Source organism: Nodosilinea sp. LEGE 07298, from assembly GCF_015207265.1.
GTDB lineage: Bacteria > Cyanobacteriota > Cyanobacteriia > Phormidesmidales > Phormidesmidaceae > Nodosilinea.
Genome location: NZ_JADEXE010000490.1, coordinates 1 through 2,907, shown reverse-complemented (window position 1 = coordinate 2,907; position 2,907 = coordinate 1). Strand labels below are relative to the sequence as shown.

The window sequence follows — 2,907 nt, the reverse complement described above, 5'->3', positions numbered from 1 at the left end:
GGGAGCCAAGCAATTCGGAATGGTGGGCGTATTTCAGCCGTCGAGTACTAGCTAGGAACCTCTGCCAGCCTTTGCGAAAATTGTCCTAACAGAGACACTGTATGCCCCAGCAGCGGCAGGACTTGTAGCCTATTATGGGTCTAGTGACAGATCCAATACTACAAGCCGTTTTGAGTAGGTAATACATTTCGCTCTTGAATTGGCTCTTTGTTATCTTGATTGCTGAGGCTTAAAGCCATTGCTAAATCCCGCATTAAAAATTTGATTTGCGGTGAAGTTGAGATCTGGAAAGGCAAGCGACTCAACCCGATCGCCCCCTCGAAACTGGTTCACTTGATATTCACCATCAACCAACGCGTACAGCGACAGCGTCGGTGTTTTGGGAGAGCCAATAAACCGCCGCGCCCCTAGCGCCCGAAAATCCACAATCCAGTATTCGGCAATGCCCATGGCTTCATAATCAAACAGTTTGCGGCCATAATCATCGCGCCAGTTAGTGCTGACCACTTCTACGGCCAGTTTGATTGACGCGCCCCGCGTCAGCACTGACGACTTTTTCCACAGTGGCTCGTGGTCTAGCTCGGCCTGGTTGACGACCAACACATCGGGCTGATATCCAGACGCTGCTGCCGGTGGTCTAACAATATAGGTACGAGGAATAAAACAGGCTAAGTCTTGACGATCAATTTCGACATTGAGCTTGCGGGTAATAAATGCGCCAACCTCTTCGTGCTCGCCAGTAGGGGTCATCTCAAAGACCAGACCATCAAGTAGCTCATATCGGCCCTTTCCATCGGGATACCAGGTCAAAAAATCTTCAAAAGTTAGGGTTTGGGGGAGCGCCTGCACCATAGGAGTGAAGATGGAGTTTGTTTTAAGGGTAGCAAATGGCTCAGGATGCTCGGCTGGTTTTGACCTACTGAAAAATCTCGGCTGAGGGGATGCTGGCATTGGACAGAAGAGGTGAAGTGAGAATCGCCCACCAAAGGCGTGACGACGAGCCGACGCTAAGCGTCGGTGCGGCGGTAAATTTCTACAAGTCAGTTTGCCTCTAGTGTAGTAGGTCTGCCGATAGGGGGCCTTAAGTGAGGGGTAGTGCGGAAAGAGCGACGAGCCAATGAATCCTGCTATAAGCAAAAACCCGGCTTCTTTGAGAAGCCGGGTTTTTGGGGATCGCTTTGTACTTGCTGAGAGCTACGACATTGCCTGGATGATGTAGTCAAAGTAGGGCCGGGCTTCGGCGGCGTCTTCGTCAGCCAGAAGATTAAGGGAAGCCTCTTTGAGGCAGCGAATGGCTTCGGCCATACCGGGCACGGGTACATCCAGGGCGTTATACATTTCGCGCACACCCACCAGACCAATACTTTCGATGGGGCCTTTATCGCCAGATAGAACGCCGTAGGTAACTAAGCGCAGATACCAGCCGTAGTCGCGAATGCAGAGGGCACGCTGCTTTTGGCCGTAGGCGTTACCGCCAGGGGCGATAAAGTCTGGTCGTCGCCGCCATAGCTCTCTGCTAGCCTGGTCAACGATCTTTTTCTCGTTCTCAGACAGAGTTGCGGCAATGCGGGTGCGCTGCTCGCCGGTTCTCAAAAATTCTTCAATGGCCTTGAGCTCGCCGGTGGTTGGATAGCGCAGCTCGTCGTCGGCATTCAAAATAACTTGGCTAACAACAGACATAGTTAAAAATGACGGGGATGACCTATTTCATTGCTAGTTTAGCGACTTGGGGGTCGCTAGGGAAAGTTAAATTCTCATTTAGTTAGTAATAACTGATCGCGAGCAAGGTCGATAACCCTGAGGAAAAGCCTACTAAAACAGGTGATATAGCTAGAATTTAAGACGTTGACCGCAGAAAACGCCTCTGAGAGTTCAAGGGAAGTTTGTAACGTTTTTGCAATAGTCGGGCTAGTTTAGCAAGTCGGCGCGGGGGCGAAAGCGTTCGGTCTGGCGCAGTTCTTCGTAGAGGGCTTTTTCGCGATCGCTCAACCCGGTCGGCACTACGACTTCTAATTCCACAATTTGATCGCCTCGGCGTTCTTGCCCGGCTAGATACCCCCGCCCCGGCAGCTGAATAGTCTGCCCCGTCTGCGCCCCCTGGGGTAGGGTGGTGCGAACGGGGCCATCGAGAGTAGGGATATCGATGGTGCTGCCCAGGGCGGCCTCGCTAGGAGTGACGGGAACCCGACAGTACACGTCGTTGCCTTGCAGGGTGTAGAAGGGGTGTGGGTCAACCTGAATGCGCAGGTACAGGTTGCCGCCGCCAATGCCCTGGCCCCGCAGCCGGATGCGCTGGCCGGTGATCATACCAGCGGGCATGTTGACTTCCAGCGATCGCCCGTCCTCTAGGCGAATGCGCTCGCGCCCGCCGCGAAAGGCTTTCTCTAGGGGAATCGTGAGATTGGCCTCGGCATCGCGGCGGCCCGCTGTCGCCATCGCCTCGTAGGCTGAGGTATCGGTCGCATAGCCATCGTTGGCAGTATCGTTCGGATCTCGGCGGGTATTGGGGCGGCGGTTGAGCAGCTGATCGACAAAGATATTGAAGTCAGGAAATTCGCCGAAGCCAAAATCTTCAAGCGAGATGCGCCCGCCGAAGATATCGCTGACGACCGACTTGCCCTGTCCTTTTTTGAAACCATCTTGCTGCCAGTATTCGCTGAACTTTTCGTACTGGGCTCGCTTTTCGTCGTCAGACAGGACGGTGTAGGCTTCGCTTAGCAGCTTGAACTGATCTTCTGCGGCCTGGTCACCTGGGTTGAGGTCGGGGTGGTACTGCCGAGCTAGCTTGCGGTAAGCCTGTTTAATGTCGCTAAAGGTCGCTGCTCTAGAAACCCCCAGAATCTCGTAGTAGTTCCGAAAGTTCTCCATCGAGCGGTAGGTGAGTAAGTAAATGGGAAGGTTGACGGG

The 2,907-nt window shown here is 53.6% G+C and carries 3 protein-coding genes; all 3 read right to left on the bottom strand.

Annotated features, from left to right (window positions below):
- Positions 1-210: 210 nt before the first annotated feature.
- Positions 211-852: a Uma2 family endonuclease gene (locus tag IQ273_RS32180; RefSeq protein WP_194027151.1), complete on the bottom strand. Its 642-nt coding sequence runs from the start codon at positions 850-852 to the stop codon at positions 211-213.
- 342 nt (positions 853-1,194) lie between these two features.
- Positions 1,195-1,680 carry an allophycocyanin subunit alpha-B gene (locus IQ273_RS32175; RefSeq protein ID WP_194027150.1) on the bottom strand — a complete coding sequence of 162 codons (486 nt, stop codon included), beginning with the start codon at positions 1,678-1,680 and terminating at the stop codon, positions 1,195-1,197.
- Positions 1,681-1,908: 228 nt separating this feature from the next.
- Positions 1,909-2,868: a J domain-containing protein gene (locus tag IQ273_RS32170; RefSeq protein ID WP_194027152.1), complete on the bottom strand. Its 960-nt coding sequence runs from the start codon at positions 2,866-2,868 to the stop codon at positions 1,909-1,911.
- Positions 2,869-2,907: the final 39 nt, after the last annotated feature.

Coding starts and splice junctions, on each gene's coding strand:
- IQ273_RS32175 (WP_194027150.1), bottom strand. CDS start 1,680: ATGTCTGTTGTTAGCCAAGTTATTTTGAATGCCGACGACGAGCTGCGC.
- IQ273_RS32170 (WP_194027152.1), bottom strand. CDS start 2,868: ATGGAGAACTTTCGGAACTACTACGAGATTCTGGGGGTTTCTAGAGCA.
- IQ273_RS32180 (WP_194027151.1), bottom strand. CDS start 852: ATGGTGCAGGCGCTCCCCCAAACCCTAACTTTTGAAGATTTTTTGACC.